The organism is Haloarcula sp. CBA1122 (assembly GCF_009741785.1).
GTDB classification, from domain to species: Archaea; Halobacteriota; Halobacteria; order Halobacteriales; family Haloarculaceae; genus Haloarcula; species Haloarcula hispanica.
In genome coordinates this window covers 1-14,731 of sequence record NZ_WPCB01000027.1, presented here as the reverse complement: position 1 = coordinate 14,731, position 14,731 = coordinate 1, and the positions used below count along the sequence as shown (strand labels likewise).

Below are 14,731 nucleotides of genomic sequence, written 5' to 3'. Positions count from 1 at the left end.
CTGTCACGTAAAAACGAGAACTACCGTAAGCGCCGAGTCTACTGCCCGTACGTTTCTTCGAGGTACTCGACGATGTCGTCGGATTCAGGCATCCCGTCGACGCCGTTGTCCTCGTCGACGAGGACGGGAACGCCCGTCTGGCCCGAAACCTCCTTCACTTCGGTCCGATCGCCGTGGGACCGCGGGACCATGTGGGATTCGTAGTCGAGGCCCAGCTCGTCGAGTTTCTTGATTACCTTCGCACAGTACGGACAGCCTTCGAGTTCGTAGAGTTCGAGATTAGCCATTTGCACTCGTGGGTAGGCGAGCCAGCGTCAAGAACACATCGGTGGTGTGCTCGTCTCGTGCAGGGCCGAGAGCGTTCCGACCAGCGCTATACGTCGATATCGTCGGGTGCGTCGGCGAGCAGGTCAGAGGCAGTCACGAGCGAGGACAGTTCGAGGTCGTGGTCGGCGAGGTTCTCGCTGGCCCCCTCCTCGCGGTCGACGACGACGAGCACGCGGTTGACGATAGCGCCGGCCTCGCGGAGCGCCTCGGCGGCGTCGACCGCACTCTGGCCGGTCGTCGCGATGTCTTCGAGGATGATGACCTCCTCGCCGTCGGCCAGATCCCCTTCGATTCGGTTGCCCGTGCCGTACTCCTTTGCCTGCTTGCGGGCGATGACGTAGGGAATGCCCGTCTCGACACTGGTGACCGCGACCAGCGGGACTGCGCCGAGGGCGACGCCGGCGAGCGTGGCGTCCGTGTCCCACTCGGCGATGCGCTCGGCGAAGGCCTCGGCGATGCGGTCCAGACAGTCGGGGTTGGTCTCGAAGACGTACTTGTCGACGTAGTAGTTCGACGTGCCGCCGTGGGAGAGCTCGAACTCCCCGAACTTGACGGCGTCGGCGTCCCGCAGCGCCGCGATGAGGTCGTCGTTTGCCATACGCTCACTGCACGGTCACGGGGCTAATGACTGTTGAATTCGGACAGCGACATTCCTAAGCCCCTCCGCATCAGACACTCGCTCGAATGCAAGTGTTCGGGTCGAGTGGCGTCCGAGGTGTCGCGGGCGATGAGCTGACACCGCGGTACGTCCTTCGGGTTGCACAGGCCGCCGGGGACGTCTGGCGTGACGACCACGACCGCGTCGCGATCGCCCGGGATACGCGGACGACCGGGCGGACGTTTATCAACGCCGCGACAAGCGGGCTGACGGCCGTCGGGTTCGACGTCGACCGCCTCGGCGTCGTGCCGACACCGGGGTTGCAGGCCTACTGCGAGCGTGAGTCGGTCCCGGGCGTGATGATTACCGCGAGTCACAATCCGGCCGCGTACAACGGCGTGAAGCTCATCGGCGCGGACGGCGTCGAACTGACGCGGGAGACGCTCGACCACGTCGAGCAGTCCCTCCGGGACGACACCCCGACCTACGCGGACTGGGAGACAGTCGGGTCCGACACCGCCATCGACAGTGCTCGCCGCCGCTACCGCGAGCAGGTGCTGTCTGCCGTCGACCGCGACCGCATCGCCGACGCCGACCTCACTGTCGTCGTCGACCCCGGCCACGGCGCTGGCTCGCTGACGAGCCCCGACCTGTTCCGCGAACTCGGCTGTGAGGTCCACACTGTCAACACCCAGCCCGACGGCCACTTCCCCGGCCGCGACCCCGAACCCGTCGCCGAGAACCTCGGAGACCTCCGGGCGTTCGTCCGCGCGACCGACGCCGACCTCGGATTCGCCCACGACGGCGACGCCGACCGCGGGATGTTCGTCGACGAGACCGGAACCCATATCGAAGGTGACGCCGCACTGGCCGCGCTCGCGGCGGCGAAAATCGAGTCGGGCGACGGCGTCGTCTCGGCGGTCAACGCCTCCCAGCGGCTGGTCGACGTCGTCGAGGACGCCGGCGCGACCCTCTCGCTCACCCCCATCGGCTCGACGTACATCGTCAGCCGCATCCGCAAACTGCAGGACGAGGGGACCCACGTCGCGATTGCCGGCGAAGGCAACGGCGGCATCCTCTTCCCCGACTACCGCATCGCCAGAGACGGGGCGTTCACCGCCGCGAAGTTCCTCGAACTCGTCGCCGAGCGGCCCGCGAGCGAGGTGGCCGCGGACTACGACGACTACTACAACGTCCGGCGAAACCTCGAATACGAGACCGAAGACGAGCGCGAAGCGATGCTCGAAGGCATCGAGGCCCACGCGAACGACGCGACGGCCGACCTCGACACGACGGACGGCTATCGCCTCGACTACGGCGACGGTTGGGTGCTCGCCCGACCGTCCGGCACGGAGCCCGTCGTCCGGGTCTACGCCGAAGCGCGCACGCTCGACCGCGCCGAAGAGCTGGCCGAAACGATGGTGAGGCGAGCAACCCAGCAGGCTGACACTTACAGCGGCCGATAAATCTCCAGCGCGTCGTCGATAGCTGCCCTGGCCTCGCGGGCGGTCGATAGTTCCTGCTCGACAGCACCGCTTGCCAGCCGTTCACGCTCGGATTCTGTGAGGTCTGCCCGAGCGACAGCGCTCTCGCGAAGCCGCTCGTAGTCATCCCGCTCCGCGAGTCCACGTACCTCCCGTAGCGCCGCGACGACTGACTCGTCGGCGAACCGGGCGACGACCGAGCGGTACTCTCGGCAATACCACGGCAGGGCGTCGGCCGACGGCGGCGGCCAGTCGATCCGCACCGGCTCGGCGTCGAGTCGCCGGAGATACGTCTGCCGGGTGGCGACGGCGCTCCGTAGCGCCGCGGCGTCGTCGACGTAGTGGTCCAGCTTCGAGGCGGAGTAGTCGGCGTACTCCAGTAGTTTCGGAATCGGCTCCCGGCCGGCGTCGTGCTCGCGGACGTAGGTCAGCAGTTCCGCGGGTGGGGACCGGAACTCGACCAGCGGGTACGCGTCCGACCGATCGATAACTGCCAGCGCGTCCTTAGCCGGCGTATTGCGGCGAAACTCGGTGAACGCCTCTGAGACGGCGTCGTTGTAGCGCTCGATGGGGTCACGGAGATGCTCGACCGGGGCATCGAGATCGGCGTCGCCGAGACGCTGGAGGCGTTCCAGGTCGTCGATGCGGTCGCTCAGTTCGTCGCGTCGACGGTTCGCCTCGGTCCGGGCTTTCTTGTACTGCTCGCGTGCGTCGTCGAGTTCGTCGAGTCGCCCGACGAGGTCGCCGATGGGCGACAGCATCTCGCGGGCCTGCTCGAAATCGCCCTCGGTGAGTCGCCGCTGCTGGAGGAAATCGTCGATTTCTTCGAAGGTATCGCGCTCGGGCAGATCCTCGGGGAGATCGTCGGTCAGCGTCCCGACCCGGCCCTGAAACTCCATGAACGCCTCGAAGTCGCCGCCGCCGGTCGCCCGGCCGTCGTAGCTGTCTAGCAGGTTCCACAGCTCGCTGTAGATGTCACGGCAGTCACGCAACGCGTCGGCACCGACCTCCTCGACACACGTCTGCGCTCGGTCGTGCGCATCGGCGGCCTGTTCGAGGTTCTCGACGGCGTCGGGGGTTCCTGCACTGCTTTCGATCTCAGTATCGGATCGCGCCATCAGTAGACGTCGTCCGGGTCAAACACTTGCTCACCGACCGTCTCGCCGTCGACAGTCCGGTGGAAACAGGACTCGTAGCCGGTGTGGCACGCCCCGCCGGTCTGGTCGACGACGTACAGCAGCGCGTCCCCGTCGCAGTCGACCCGCACCTCTTCGACGGCCTGCGTGTGGCCACTCGTCCCGCCCTTGTGCCAGAGTTCGTCCCGGCTCCGCGAGTAGTAGTGGGCCTCCCCCGTCTCTCGGGTCTTCCGCAGCGCTTCTTCGGTGACGTAGGCGAGCATGAGTACCTCGCCGGTGTCGGCGTCCTGTGCGACAGCGGGGATGTACTCCTGCTCGTCGAACGCGAGGTCGACCTCGGTCATACTCGGGCGGAGGCGTGTCCGAAAAATAGGTCTTCTGCTACCGGGGGTCACGCGAGCCCAACAGCCTGCAACAGCGAGAACAGCACGTCGCCGTAGGTGAGCGAGACGACAAGCCCGGCGAACATCGGGACGAGGAACGGAATCCCGGGCGAAATCCACACCTCGTCCTGTTCGGCGAGCACGTCCAGTCCGTCACGGAGCTGGGCCGGCGACGTGCCGTAGGCGGAGTGGTCGATGTCGTCTAAGAACTGCTCTGCACCCCACGGATCGTCGATGTGGTCGGGACGGTCGGTCTCATCGGCCCCGGCGTCACGGTTTGCCGGCTCGTCAACGTCGTCGGCCACCGGGTCGCCGCCGTCGGTCGCCAGGGAACCGTCGCCGGGGTCGTTCGGAACCGCCGGGAGGGAAGTCGGACGCCGATGGTGGTCGGGGTCTGCGCGGATGTCGGCAAGTGAGCAGTCGCGCCAGCGCAGGTACATCCGGAGGGCGTCGAGGTCAAGGCCGCCGCGGTCGAAGCCGTCGGGGGATTCGAGCAGGCGGCCGTACTCCTCGGTGACGTTGGCGGCGGCGACGGGCCGCCCGATGAACATCGCCAGCGAAAAACGACCACGGGCGAGGTTCCCGGCAGCGACGGCAAGCGGGTAGACGATGCCAGCAAGCACGGTGTTCGAGAGGATCGTCAGCGAGAACACGCCGATAGCGCTCTGCTGGAGCGGGAGCGCGACGCTTGGCATTGGCAGGTAGTACACCGGATAGACGGGAAAGAGGACGGCGACGAGCATGAACGCCTTCGCGTCGGCCCCGCCGAACCCGCCGATGAGCCAGAAACCGTACGACAGCGGAACGACGAAGCCGAGACTGATCGCGACTCTGATGAAGAACAGCCGCTGGCCGACCGCTGTCGGGCCGGCCCAGACGGTGTAGGCGTCCCACAGCAGGAGCACGACCGCCAGCACGGCAAGCGGGGTCCAGGTCCGGTTGGGCACCCGGCGGGTTTTCACGTCGCGGTAGGCCGCCCACCCGAACACCGGGACGGCGACCAGCCGAAGCAGGTCCGGTATCGACCCGAGCACGGCTATACGCAATACAGGGGTGCCCCTAATGGTTCCGATACGACGGCTGTCGAAGGCAGTCGCTGCTGGAAGAAGAAAGTGTAGTGCGCTGCAGGAGCCGCGTTAGATGACGCGGTTCTGCAGGTAGTCGAGGTGCTTGGCGTTGTAGACGATCTTGACCTCGTCGGCGTCCGGGCTGCCGATACAGGTCAGGCGAACGTTTTTGTCTTCGACTTCCTCGTCGCTGAGGATCTGCTGCATGTCCATGTCGATGTCGCCTTCGAGAACGATGGCGGCACAGTTCGCACAGGCACCGGCGCGACACGAGAAGGGCCAGTCGTAGCCCTGCGCCTCGGCGGCTTCCAGGATGTACTCGCCTTCGTTCACCTCGAGGGACCCGTAGTCCTCACCGTCGAGGTCCATATCTGACGCCTCTGCGAAGACGTCGTCGTCGTACATGTCCCAGCCGTTATCGTCCACTACTTCGTAGTTAAGGTACTCTACCGTGGGCATCACCTGATTGGTTCGAACCCCGCCCTGTTAGACTTTGCCCTTCGGTTTTAGGCCGTGCAAAATAATGAGGGACAACGCGGGGATTCGTCGGAAACCGACGACAGCTGTTCGGGACCGATCACCGCTCAGGCAATCGGCAAAAACTTGAATACCAGATACGCCGCGAGCGTCGCGATCGAGGGGACGATGTTCTGAAGGAAAATCACTCTGGCGGTGGTCCCGGGTTCGAACAGGTCCGACGCCGACGGGATGTCCTCCCGCGATTCCTCGCCGATGGGTTCGGTCTCGGCCGGCTTCGGCGTCCCCTTTTTCCCGCCGACAGTCGGCGCATCCGCGGCTTCCGCGTCGGTGGTCAGCGCACCGACAGACGCGACGGGCGTCTCGCCCTGCACAGTGTCGGAGAGGCTCGTCGTTCGCGTTGCACGGCCCCAGCCGAGCCCGACGATGCTCATCGTGGCGATGATGACGAAACTCGCCGGAATACCCAGCGCGGAGAGGAAGGTGACGATGGTGGAGGCAACTGCCGCAACCACGATGGCGGCGACCAGCGGGAGGTCGGTCAGGTCGTTGCCGACCGTGTCCATCGTTCGACGGGCGATGGTAAAGGCACCGAGGCCGATAGCGCCACCGCCGAGCAGGATAGCCGGGTACATATCTAGCGAGCCGTTCCCCACGAGGGGGGCGACGGCGTTGGCGACGTTCGACGCGCCCGCCGAGAAGGCCATGTAACAGCCGATACCGATGACGACGACGGTCCCGACGAACTCACGCGGTGTCGTGTTCTCCCCAAGTGACGGCCGTGGAATCGAACCGGACCGGTCGAAATCCAGTAGCGACCCCTCGCTCTGGGAGACAGCGAACCACTCGACGAGGCGCGGGTAGAAGTACCGGCCGATGACCCCGCTGACCCAGAAGGCGATGATCGGGGAGACGAGCCACCACGAGACGATTTCGAGCATCAGGGCGGCGTTTAGCGTCCCGCGAGCGAGGCCGAGACCGGCGATAGCGCCGACAGCCGTCATCGAGGTCGACGCCGGGACGCCGACCACGTTCGAGAGAAACAGCGCGACACCGATGAAAAACAGCACGACGATGCTGATGAGCGGGGAGAAGGCGGTCTCGACGAGGTCACTCCCGAGGCTTTCGACGACTTCCGGGCCGACGATGAGTCCCCCAGCCAGCGCGAAGATGGTCATCAGGGCCGCCGCGGACAGTTTCGAAAGCGTATCTGACCCGACTGCAGGCCCGAACGCGACACCCGTCGAAGAGCCCCCGATATTGAACCCGACGAAGATAGCCACCAGAACACCGAGGGCAAAGAGAACTTCGACCATACAGGTGCCAGTCCCTCACTGGGTTAAAACGTACCGAACGGGTAATGTGCCAAGCGACGGCGACCGCCGCTACGACGACCGCTCGTCCGAGCCACCGTCGTCGGTGTCAGACTTGCCACCCTCGTCAGCGAGGTGCTCGTCGTCGGCCGGCATCGTCTCCTCGACCTCCGCCGCGGTCTCCTCGACTTCGTTCGCCGTTTCCTTGGCCGCTTCGACCTCGTCGGTGACCGATTCGGCGGTCTGCTTCGCATCGCTGGTCTTGTCTTTGACCTCCGTGGCCTTGTCTTTCACTTCGGTCGTCCTGTCTTTCGCTTCCGTCGCCTTGTCCTTGACTTGGGTCGTCTTGTCTTTCACTTCGGTCGTCTTGTCCTTGACTTGGGTCGTCTTGTCCTTGACCTCGGTCACCTTCTCGGCGGCGTCCTCGTCGCCGGTCTCGGTCGCAGTCTGTTCGACTTCGTCGGCCGTCCGCTCGACTTCGTCCGCGGTCTCCTCGACCTCGTCGACGGTCTCCTCCACTTCGTCCGCTGTCTGCTCGACCTCGCCGGCCGTCTGCTCGACTTCGTCCGCGGTCTGTTCGACATCTTCGGCGGCCTCGTCGACAGTCTCGGCCGCGTTTTCGACCTCGTCGGCGGTCGTCTCCAGTTCCTCGGCTGTCGTTTCCAGTTGCTCGGCGGCCTCTTCGAGTTCAGCGGCCTTCGTGGCGACGTCCTCGTTCGTCCGTTCGAGGACGTTCGCGAGGACGAGGAACTGTAGCAAGCCGACGACGACGAACGCCGAGATGGCGACACTGGCGGCGGTCGCAAGCACCGACACCGTGCCGGCACCGAGCGGGAGAACACCGAACGCGGCCAGCCCCCAGGCCAGCGCCAGGCCGACGGCGACGACCATCACGGCCTGTTCGAAGAGCTGGTACTCGCGTTCGTACGGCCCGAACATGATCGCTTCGAGCCGACGGGCGAGCGGTGTGAGGACGAGTGTAGCAGTAACCATGTCGGACCTTTCCCATCACGGCGTAAAAGGATGGGGGTGGATTTGTGCAGACAGCCGTCCGTACACGGTGGACCGACACGCTTTCGACGGCCGCCGCCGGACCACCGGCCATGTACCCCGAATTCGAGGTCGTCCCCGCGGTCGACATGCAGGACGGACAGGTGGTCCAGCTGGTCGGCGGCGAACGCGGCACCGAAAAAACCTACGGCGATCCGGTCGAGGCCGCACAGCGGTGGGTCGACGCCGGCGCGCGGACGCTCCATCTCGTCGACCTCGACGGCGCGTTCGAGGGCGAGCGACGGAACGCGGCGGCCATCGACGCCGTCCTCGACGCGGTGGGAGCCGACGTGGACGTGCAACTCGGCGGCGGCATCCGAACCGCCGAGGACGCCGTCTCGCTGCTCGACCGCGGGCTTGACCGCGTCATCCTCGGCACGGCGGCCGTCGAAACGCCGGAGATCGTCCGCGAAATCAGCGACGAACACCCCGGTAGTGTGCTCGTGAGCCTCGACGCGAAGGACGGCGAGGTGGTCGTCTCCGGATGGACCGAAGGCACTGGTCTGGACCCCGCCGACGCCGCCGAGCGGTACGCCGACCTCGGGGCCGGCGGCATCCTCTTCACCGACGTGGATGTCGAGGGGCAGCTCGAGGGGGTTCGGACCGACCCGGTTCGCCGACTGGTCGACAGCGTCGACATCCCCGTCGTCGCCAGCGGCGGCGTGGCAACCATCGACGACGTGCTCGCGCTTCGGTCGGCCGGGGCCGCCGCCGTCGTCGTCGGGAGCGCGCTCTACGAGGGGCAGTTCACGCTCGACGCGGCGATTGACGCGCTCGCCGAGGATTAATCGAGCGGGACGAACGGCAGCGTCGCCCGCGAGTCGGCACTGTAGGCCAGCGCGTCGGCCTGACTGACGCTCTCCGGTGTCGTCAGGTCCATAATTCGCGGTGCGTTCTCGACTGCACCGGGCTTGGCACCGCCGAAGACGTAGCCCCCGGCTTCTTCGGCGACTGGCCGGAGCGACCCGCGGTCCTCCGACTGCACCATCGCGACGACTTCGAGGTCCGCCGCGTCCGCGCCGCCGACGGCCTCGCGGTCGAGGCTGAGCGTGACTGTCCCCGCGTCCACGTCGACGGTCTCGCCGAGGGAGACCGCGTCCCCGTCGGCGTCGGTCAGCGTCGCACCGCTGGCGTCGACCGCGCTCTTTGAGAAGCCGCTGATTTCGATGCGGTACTGCCACGGGGCCTCGAAGTCGACGGTCGCGCCGAGGTCGTCGAGGCTGGTCGTCGACCCGCTGTCAGCGCTCGGGTCGCGCAGCCAGAGGACGAACCACTGCGGCGAGAAGCCGCGGCTACTGCCGAAAGCGTTGTAGAGAGTCGCCACCTTGAAGGTGAAGCGATGGAGGCTCGGTGTCTGTTCGACCGTCAGCGACTCCAGGTCGAACGCGCCGTCCTCGAAGTCACCGCTGGTCGGATACGTGTACGCACCTGGGCCGGTGTCGTCGCCGGACGGGTCGGCGAGTTCGGCCACCGTCGCCGGCGGCTTGACCGTCACCGTTCCGCTGGCGAGCGTCGTGCCGTCCGGGAGCGCGACTGACACGTCGTAGTCGCCGGCCGCGTCGATGCTGTAGCCGAACTCGTAGGTGGCGTCGCTTGTGTTGGGCGGGAAGCGGACGTTCTCCGTCCCGACGGCCTCGCCGTCGACGCGGAGCGTCACCGTGGTCCCGCCGATGAACGCCCCGTCGTTGCGCCCAGTGGCCCGGATGAACGGTTCTTGGATGAACACCTCGTCGCCGATGGTGACGTCGAAGTCCTGTGCTGGCCGCTCGTACGCCGGCAGGTCGTTGATATCCTGACCTGTTGCGCACCGGAAGCGGACAGCCGTCCCGCCGCTGCCGACCATCGACGCGAGCAGGGTCGTCCCCGGTGTGACGACGGCCTCGTCGACGCGAACGTCGGTCAGGTTCTCGTCGTAGGCCGCGTCGATGCCGTCGGAATAGATTTCGGCGACGTACTTCGGGCCGTTAGGGCCGGTACCGTTGCCGCTGGCTTCGTTCGTCCCGTTCTTCTCGCCGTTGTCGTTCCCCGGCCCCTGTCCGTTGCTATCCGAAGCGGGCGAGAGGAACGACAGGGGTACGTCGATGGCGCGGCCGCCCCCGTCAGTCATCGCGCCGAGATACCATTCCTCGCCTTTCTGCCGTGCCGTGACCATGTAATCGCCGATCTCGGCGTCGATGACGCGCGTGTCGTCCCAGCCCGCGGCGGGCACGTCCTCGATAAACTGGAACGCCTCGACGGTCTCGCCGCGGATGGGAGCTGTCTCGGGGTCGGGCATCGGCGCGCCGGTGTCGGTGACGGCGACGGCGTCGAGGTTGAGGCCCCCGGTGTCCTCGGCGGTCAGCGAGAGGGCGATTTCGTCCTCGTCGCCGGACAGCGAGACGGTCGTCGAGACGCTCTCCCAGACGTCCCAGTACTCCGTGGGCGGGAACGTGACCTGGCCGGCCGCGGAGCCGTTGACAAGCACCGACGCAGTCCGGTCGGTGTCCGCGCCGATGGCGTTCTCCTCGGCGTCGCTGGCGTACCGGAAGTGAACGTCGTACTCGCCCTCGTCGGCGTCCTCGACGGTCCAGGAGACGGTCGCACCGGGCGCGGCGCTGTTGGGGTCGATGGCGACGTACTGCTCGCCCTGAGCGTTGGCCCAGCGGGCGGCCGTCGAGAAGCCCTCGATGTCGCCCCACTCGGCCTGGGCGACTTCGCCGACGGCGGCCGTCGGCGGCTGGTCGGCCAGATAGGAACTGGGTAGGTCGGCGGCCATCTGGAGGCCGCTGAAGTATGTCGGGTACATCGCCAGTTGCTTGGCGCGCGTGGTCTCGATGCCGCCCGACCCCGAGTCCATGTCGAAGATGCCCGGCGTGTACTCGACCGGCCCGCCCAGCATCCGCGTAAAGGGGAACGTGACGTGGTGTTCGGGGCTCACGTCGCCGAAGGAATCGTACTCCTGACCTTTGACCCCCTCGCGGGTCATCAGGTTCGGGTAGGTCCGCCGGCGGCCGGTCGGGTGAATCGGCTCGTGTATATCGAGCATCTGTCGATTGGCCGCCGCCGTCTCGGCGACCAGCGTGTGGTGGTTGACCAGTATCTGGTTGTGGTGGCTGTAACGCTCGCCCGCAAGGTCACCGCTGTCGGAGACGTAGCCGTTCTTGATGGTCCGGATTCCGAGGTCATCGTACAACGAAAATGCCTCGTCGAGCTGTGATTCGTAGTTCCGGAAGTCCCCGGCCGTCTCGTTGTGCATCGTCATCTGGGTCGGCGGGTCGAGGCTCGCGCCGTAGTCGGTCACTTCCGCCAGATCGAAGTCCGGATACGGTGTGGAGAAATCGAAACTGCTGCCATCGCCCGGATAGCTCGACCAGCCCTCGTTCCAGCCCTCGACGAGGACGCCAGGGATGTCGTGCTCGCTGGCGAAGTCCATGTACTGCGTGGCGCGGCCGGTCTGTGCGCCGTGGTTGCCGGAGGTCTCCCCGGTGTACTCCCAGTCGGCGCGGCCGGTTATCATCAGCCACCAGACGCCGATGAACTTCTGGGGCTCTATCCAGTCGACGCCCTGCGTGAACACCTCCTCATCGTAGTCTTCGTTGAGGTTCACCACCAGATTCGACTCGACGAGGTCGCCGGCGCTGGTCCCCACCTGAACTGTTCGCCATGGGGTGACGTGCGGGGCCGACGCCGACACCTTGGTCCCGTCGGGCAGCGGCGCGAGCGTCGATTGGAAGGTCGTGTCACCGGCGTCCGGCGGTGTGAGCGCGAGCGAGGCGTAGTCCGTGAGGTCGGCCTCGTGGACGGCGAGGTGACGGCCGTCGTCGGTTCGCATCGTCATCGGCGTGTGGACGCCGTCGAAGCCAGTGCCGTCGAGTTCGCCGGCCACCTCGCTCAGCGGCGTCTCCTCGTACTCCACCTCGAAGTTGTTGTAGTCGTTGGGAATCCACCACGAGGTGTAGTCCCCGGCGAAATTGTACTCGGTCCGCTCGGATGTGACGACGAACTGGTCGCCGAAGGGCTCCCCGAAGATGAATCGGAAGCCGACGCCGTCGTCGAACACCCGGAAGACGAGCGTCCCGAACCGCTCCGCCCCGGTCGACTCCGCGACCCCCAGCCGGAGTTCCGTGTACCGCTCGGTGATTTCGTCGTAACGGTCCCATACTGGTGTCCAGGACGTATCGACCTCGGTTCGCTCGCTCCCGGTGACGGCCAGACCCGAACGGAACGGGTCCTGATTCCGGAACTCGAAGCCCAGTTCCGACTCCCCAATGAGCGTCGTCCCGTCGTGTGCGACCTCGTATGTTGCCACACCGTCGCTGACATCGACAGTGAGTGTTACTGCCCCGTTAGGTGACGAGATAGTCTGTGTGGCCGAGTCGTCGCCCGCTGTCACCTGTGCGGCAGCGTCGTCGGAGACGGAGACCGAGAACGCCGACGCGGCCAGCAGCGAACCGACCCCACCGAGGAACTGTCTTCGGCTCGGGTTAGATTTGGGCTGTGATTCTTCTTCAAACATCGAGTCGTTCCTCCCGCGGATAAGTAATAAAAGTTCACCTAGATTGCATACCAGTTGGTCAATGAATCAGTGAACACCATCGGAATATCGCGTTGGAGTCGAAATAGGGAGGTGACTGTGGAGAGGTAGCTGAACGCCTATCCGGCTTGCACACATAGTGTAGACATGGACCGCAACGAGGTGCGCCACGCGTGGGACAGTGTCTCCGAGACCTACGCCGAGCGGCGCGACCCGACCGGGTCGGACGCAGCCCTGCTCGAACGGCTCCCCGGAGCGCCGACAGTTCTCGACGTAGGCTGTGGTGACGGCGCGCGGACGCTTGCGAACCTCCCGCCGAACAGCGTCGGGCTCGATTTCTCCCGTGCGGGACTGGATCTCGCAGCAGAGACAGTACCGGACAGCCGTCTCGTTCAGGGGGATATGACGGCGCTCCCGGTTGCGACCGACGGCGTTGACGCAGTCACGGCCTACCACGCCGTCTTCCACGTCCCGCAGGACCAGCACCCGACGGTCTACCGTGAGTTCGCTCGCGTGCTCCGACCGGGCGGTACCGTGTTGATGACACTGCCGAGCGGCCAGTTCGAAACCGTCCGGCGCGGCTGGATGGGCGGGTCGATGTTCTTCTCGGCACCGGGTCGGCGGGCGACGCTCGACCAGTTGGCCGACGCTGGTTTCACCGAGACGGAGACGGTCACCGCGACGGACCCCCTCGGGAGCGATAGCGAGTTCGTCTTCGCCACGCTTGACGGCGATTAGCGACCGCCTACTCCCCTAGGTCGTCGGCCGTGCTGACGTGCATGCCGACGAACTGCCACTCGCGCGCCTCGCCGGTAGCTTCGAGGGTCCCGCTCCAGCGCGTGTCGTACTCGTGGCGGACCGTGCCCTCGGTGTCGGTCCAGCACAGGTCGACGGCGTCGCTGAACCACGCGTAGCCCTCGCGTTCTGTCACCCGGAGCGCATGGCTCTCGACAGTCCAGTCGGCCGTCGTCTCGGTCTGTTCCCGTAGTCCTGTTCCGATAGCGCCGGTTCCGACCAGTTGTTCAGAGATGCCGAACTTGACCACCGAGCGGTCTGCGTCATCGGCGAAAAAGGGGCCGAGCGGCTCGCCGGCCCGGAGCGCGGCGTAGTAGGCCGCGATAGTCTCTGCTGCGTTCATACTCGGCCCTACGGCCTGTGGCCCCTTCACTGGCCACGCCCGGCGGCCGCGAACACGCTCTCCCGACCCGCAATCCTTACGCCCGGGACGGCCACACGGACGTGTATGACAGAGGCGACGGGAATCGTCGGGGAGTTCCTCACGCTCAAGGAGGGGACCGACGCGGACCTGCTGGCGATGCAGTGTGGCGACTTCTACGAGTTTTTCGACGAGGACGCCGAAATCGTCGCCGACGAACTCGACCTGAAGGTGAGCCAGAAGTCCTCGCATGGCTCGTCGTACCCGATGGCGGGGGTTCCAGTCGACGACCTGACGCCGTACGTCTCCGCGCTGGTCGAGCGGGGCTATCGGGTCGCCATCGCCGACCAGCACGAGACCGAGAACGGCCACGCTCGCGAAATAACGCGGGTCGTTACGCCCGGAACGCATCTAGAGACCGGCGACGAGTCGGCGCAGTACCTCGCCGCGGTGGTTCGGGAGGCCAGCCGGGACGGCGGTGACACCTACGGTATCGCGGCGACGGACGTGACCACGGGCCAGTTCCAGGTCACGCAACTGGACGACGCCGACGCGGGCGAGGCGCTGACGGAACTGTACACGTTCGGGCCGGCCGAGATTCTCCCCGGCCCGGAGCTCCGGAACGACGACGGATTTCTTGACCGCCTGCGCGAGCGGACGGACGCGGCGCTGACGCTCCACGATTCAGCATCGTTCGAGCCGGGGCGGGCGAGCCACACTGTCCGCGAGCAGTTCGGGAGCGAGACGGTCGACAGCGTCGGCATCGGTGACCAGAACGTAGCAGTCCGGGCCGCCGGCGCGGTGCTGTCCTACGTCGAGGACACCGGGGTCGGCACGCTGGCGGCCGTCACGCGGCTGCAGGCCTACGGCGAGCGCGACCACGTCGACCTCGACGCGACGACCCAGCGGAACCTCGAACTCACCGAAACGATGCAGGGCGACAGTTCGGGGTCGCTGTTCGACACTATCGACCACACGGTCACGGCCGCCGGCGGGCGGCTGCTCCAGCAGTGGCTCCAGCGGCCCCGACGAAACCGGACCGAACTCCAGCGCCGGCAGTCCTGCGTGGCGGCGCTGTCGGAAGCGGCGATGGCCCGTGAGCGGATTCGAGAGACGCTGTCGGACGCCTACGACCTCGAACGGCTGGCGGCGCGGGCCACGTCGGGGAGCGCCGACGCGCGGGACCGTGCGAGCAGTCAGGAAACGCTGGCGCTGCTCGGACGGGTC

Annotated in this window: 13 protein-coding genes and 1 pseudogene; 4 read left to right on the top strand and 10 right to left on the bottom strand. The window is 66.4% G+C overall.

Annotated elements, in window-relative coordinates; translation table 11 throughout:
- Positions 1-38 precede the first annotated feature (38 nt).
- Both GJ630_RS11860 and pyrE read right to left on the bottom strand, forming a co-directional pair.
- The gene (locus GJ630_RS11860; RefSeq protein ID WP_014041566.1) at positions 39-287 is read right to left on the bottom strand and encodes a glutathione S-transferase N-terminal domain-containing protein; all 249 of its coding nucleotides are present in this window, start codon (positions 285-287) and stop codon (positions 39-41) included.
- An 86-nt stretch (positions 288-373) separates the two neighbouring features.
- Positions 374-925, bottom strand: coding sequence for an orotate phosphoribosyltransferase (gene pyrE / locus GJ630_RS11855; protein ID WP_014041567.1), 552 nt, complete (start codon positions 923-925; stop codon positions 374-376).
- Between the two features lie 86 nt (positions 926-1,011).
- On the opposite strand from pyrE, the gene glmM reads away from it, so the two are divergent.
- Entirely contained in the window at positions 1,012-2,391 is a 1,380-nt protein-coding gene (gene glmM, locus GJ630_RS11850; RefSeq protein ID WP_191449947.1) for a phosphoglucosamine mutase, read from the top strand.
- Here glmM and GJ630_RS11845 read toward each other — a convergent pair.
- The 6 genes from GJ630_RS11845 to GJ630_RS11820 form a co-directional block, all read right to left on the bottom strand.
- The gene (locus GJ630_RS11845) at positions 2,376-3,527 is read right to left on the bottom strand and encodes a hypothetical protein (protein ID WP_191449946.1); all 1,152 of its coding nucleotides are present in this window, start codon (positions 3,525-3,527) and stop codon (positions 2,376-2,378) included. The two genes, glmM and GJ630_RS11845, sit on opposite strands and share 16 nt — an antisense overlap.
- On the bottom strand, positions 3,527-3,889 hold the full coding sequence (gene hisI, locus GJ630_RS11840; protein ID WP_008307361.1) for a phosphoribosyl-AMP cyclohydrolase: 363 nt from the start codon (positions 3,887-3,889) through the stop codon (positions 3,527-3,529). Before hisI ends, GJ630_RS11845 begins: the two co-directional genes overlap by 1 nt.
- Positions 3,890-3,936: 47 nt before the next feature.
- On the bottom strand, positions 3,937-4,962 hold the full coding sequence (locus tag GJ630_RS11835) for an A24 family peptidase C-terminal domain-containing protein (RefSeq protein WP_371727461.1): 1,026 nt from the start codon (positions 4,960-4,962) through the stop codon (positions 3,937-3,939).
- A gap of 102 nt (positions 4,963-5,064) precedes the next feature.
- On the bottom strand, positions 5,065-5,454 hold the full coding sequence (fer1, locus tag GJ630_RS11830) for a ferredoxin Fer1 (RefSeq protein WP_004590522.1): 390 nt from the start codon (positions 5,452-5,454) through the stop codon (positions 5,065-5,067).
- Between the two features lie 125 nt (positions 5,455-5,579).
- Positions 5,580-6,788: an inorganic phosphate transporter gene (locus tag GJ630_RS11825; RefSeq protein ID WP_014041572.1), complete on the bottom strand. Its 1,209-nt coding sequence runs from the start codon at positions 6,786-6,788 to the stop codon at positions 5,580-5,582.
- 69 nt (positions 6,789-6,857) lie between these two features.
- Positions 6,858-7,778 carry a hypothetical protein gene (locus GJ630_RS11820; RefSeq protein WP_191449944.1) on the bottom strand — a complete coding sequence of 307 codons (921 nt, stop codon included), beginning with the start codon at positions 7,776-7,778 and terminating at the stop codon, positions 6,858-6,860.
- 110 nt (positions 7,779-7,888) lie between these two features.
- On the opposite strand from GJ630_RS11820, the gene hisA reads away from it, so the two are divergent.
- Positions 7,889-8,623, top strand: a complete 735-nt coding sequence (gene hisA / locus GJ630_RS11815; protein WP_014041574.1) for a 1-(5-phosphoribosyl)-5-[(5-phosphoribosylamino)methylideneamino]imidazole-4-carboxamide isomerase — start codon at positions 7,889-7,891, stop codon at positions 8,621-8,623.
- Here the strand turns inward: hisA and GJ630_RS11810 are convergent.
- Positions 8,620-12,330 (bottom strand): glycoside hydrolase family 97 catalytic domain-containing protein, encoded by a 3,711-nt coding sequence (locus GJ630_RS11810; RefSeq protein ID WP_191449943.1) that lies wholly within the window; start codon positions 12,328-12,330, stop codon positions 8,620-8,622. The genes hisA and GJ630_RS11810 overlap by 4 nt on opposite strands.
- A gap of 165 nt (positions 12,331-12,495) precedes the next feature.
- On the opposite strand from GJ630_RS11810, the gene GJ630_RS11805 reads away from it, so the two are divergent.
- Complete coding sequence (locus tag GJ630_RS11805) at positions 12,496-13,086, top strand: class I SAM-dependent methyltransferase (RefSeq protein WP_191449942.1); 591 nt, start codon at positions 12,496-12,498, stop codon at positions 13,084-13,086.
- Between the two features lie 7 nt (positions 13,087-13,093).
- Here GJ630_RS11805 and GJ630_RS11800 read toward each other — a convergent pair whose 3' ends face one another.
- A complete protein-coding gene (locus GJ630_RS11800; RefSeq protein WP_014041577.1) occupies positions 13,094-13,486 on the bottom strand; it encodes a nuclear transport factor 2 family protein in 393 nt (130 codons plus the stop codon).
- A 105-nt stretch (positions 13,487-13,591) separates the two neighbouring features.
- Here GJ630_RS11800 and GJ630_RS11795 point away from each other — a divergent pair.
- Positions 13,592-14,731: pseudogene (locus GJ630_RS11795) on the top strand (DNA mismatch repair protein MutS); the annotation flags it as partial.

Coding starts and splice junctions, on each gene's coding strand:
- GJ630_RS11860 (WP_014041566.1), bottom strand. CDS start 287: ATGGCTAATCTCGAACTCTACGAACTCGAAGGCTGTCCGTACTGTGCG.
- pyrE (WP_014041567.1), bottom strand. CDS start 925: ATGGCAAACGACGACCTCATCGCGGCGCTGCGGGACGCCGACGCCGTC.
- glmM (WP_191449947.1), top strand. CDS start 1,012: ATGCAAGTGTTCGGGTCGAGTGGCGTCCGAGGTGTCGCGGGCGATGAG.
- GJ630_RS11845 (WP_191449946.1), bottom strand. CDS start 3,527: ATGGCGCGATCCGATACTGAGATCGAAAGCAGTGCAGGAACCCCCGAC.
- hisI (WP_008307361.1), bottom strand. CDS start 3,889: ATGACCGAGGTCGACCTCGCGTTCGACGAGCAGGAGTACATCCCCGCT.
- fer1 (WP_004590522.1), bottom strand. CDS start 5,454: ATGCCCACGGTAGAGTACCTTAACTACGAAGTAGTGGACGATAACGGC.
- GJ630_RS11825 (WP_014041572.1), bottom strand. CDS start 6,788: ATGGTCGAAGTTCTCTTTGCCCTCGGTGTTCTGGTGGCTATCTTCGTC.
- GJ630_RS11820 (WP_191449944.1), bottom strand. CDS start 7,778: ATGGTTACTGCTACACTCGTCCTCACACCGCTCGCCCGTCGGCTCGAA.
- hisA (WP_014041574.1), top strand. CDS start 7,889: ATGTACCCCGAATTCGAGGTCGTCCCCGCGGTCGACATGCAGGACGGA.
- GJ630_RS11810 (WP_191449943.1), bottom strand. CDS start 12,330: ATGTTTGAAGAAGAATCACAGCCCAAATCTAACCCGAGCCGAAGACAG.
- GJ630_RS11805 (WP_191449942.1), top strand. CDS start 12,496: ATGGACCGCAACGAGGTGCGCCACGCGTGGGACAGTGTCTCCGAGACC.
- GJ630_RS11800 (WP_014041577.1), bottom strand. CDS start 13,486: ATGAACGCAGCAGAGACTATCGCGGCCTACTACGCCGCGCTCCGGGCC.